Below are 1,462 nucleotides of genomic sequence, written 5' to 3'. Positions count from 1 at the left end.
GACTAATTTGCAATAATTATCTACCTCCGTGGTTGATATATTTCGCCTTTGCTCAGCAAAACCATAGAGGCTTTAGTAAAAGTACCAAATGGCGACTTTGGGGATATTAATATTGGGGGAAGAGGACTGCAGTAATTTATTTATTGAATTATAGTATAATTATTAAATTGCTGCAGGTTTTTTATATTATAATCATAATAAAATAGGAGGCAGCTAGAATGAGTAAAACAATGAGAGCAGCAAGGTGGTATGGTCCAAAAGACATTCGAGTAGAAGATGTTGAAGTTCCAGAAGTCAAAGCAGGAGAAGTAAAAATTAAGGTTGAGTGGTGTGGTATTTGTGGTTCAGATTTACATGAATATTTAGTAGGACCAATTTTTATACCAGTTGGAAGTGTGCATCCGATAACTCAAGAAAAAGCGCCTGTGATTTTAGGACATGAGTTTGCTGGAGAAATAGTAGATAAGGCAGAGGGTGTTGATAACCTGGAAGTTGGAGACAAAGTAACATTAGAACCAATTTGGGCATGTGGAGAATGTGAAAAATGCAAAAGAGGAGATTATCAGATATGTGAACAATTAGGTTTTCATGGTTTAGCAGGTGGTGGAGGAGGTTGAGCAGAATATACAACTTTTCCTGCTGAATTTGTTCATAAACTGCCTAAGGGTGTTAGTACTGAAGAGGGTGCATTAGTTGAACCTATAGCTGTTGCTGTTCATTCTCTTAGAAGAGGTAAATTTGTACAGGGTGAGACAGCTTTAGTAACTGGAGCAGGTCCAATTGGTTTATCAACTATTCTGGCCTTAAAATCTGCAGGAGCTCAAAAGATTATTTCTGTTGAAATTGCAGAAGCACGTAAGAAATTTGCTTTAGAGTTTGGGGCGGATATTGTACTTGATCCAACTGAAGTTGATGTAGTTGAAGAAGTTATGAAATTAACTAATGGAAAAGGTGTTGACGCTGCATTTGAAGCTACTGGAGTACAAGCTGGATTTAAAACTGCAGTTGCTTCTGTTGATAGAGGTGCAAGAGTTGTTGTAACTAGTATCTGGGAAGAGGAAGTAGAATTCCATTTAAATAATCTGGTACTGGCTGAAAAAGAGATTTTAGGTGCACTGGCATATAATCGCGGTGTTTTTCCTGCTACAATTTCTCTTGTCGAAGATGGCAGAATTGATGCACAAAAGATGATAACAAAAAAAATACAGTTAGAAGATGTTGTAAAGGAAGGTTTTGAAGAATTAGTTAAGAATAAAGATAAACATGTTAAAATTATTGTTACACCTGAATAATAATCATTGTAATTGCAATAAACTGATTTAAGCCTGTTTATTAGAAAAGGAGGAATAAAAAAGTGGAAGCTGTATTTAAAGATGTTTTACAGGTTGGTGTAGTTGTGGAAGATCTGGACAAAACAATGAAAACATATGCTGACAAATATGGTGTTGGTCCCTGGAAGGTT

1 pseudogene is annotated in these 1,462 nt (G+C 36.0%); it reads left to right on the top strand.

Going from position 1 to position 1,462, the window contains the following annotated elements:
- The first annotated feature begins 230 nt into the window (after positions 1–230).
- Positions 231–1,292: pseudogene (locus CI949_RS21070) on the top strand (2,3-butanediol dehydrogenase).
- The last annotated feature ends 170 nt before the right edge of the window (positions 1,293–1,462 follow it).

The sequence above is a fragment of the Halanaerobium sp. genome, from assembly GCF_003070835.1.
This window is presented reverse-complemented; position numbering and strand designations above follow the sequence as displayed.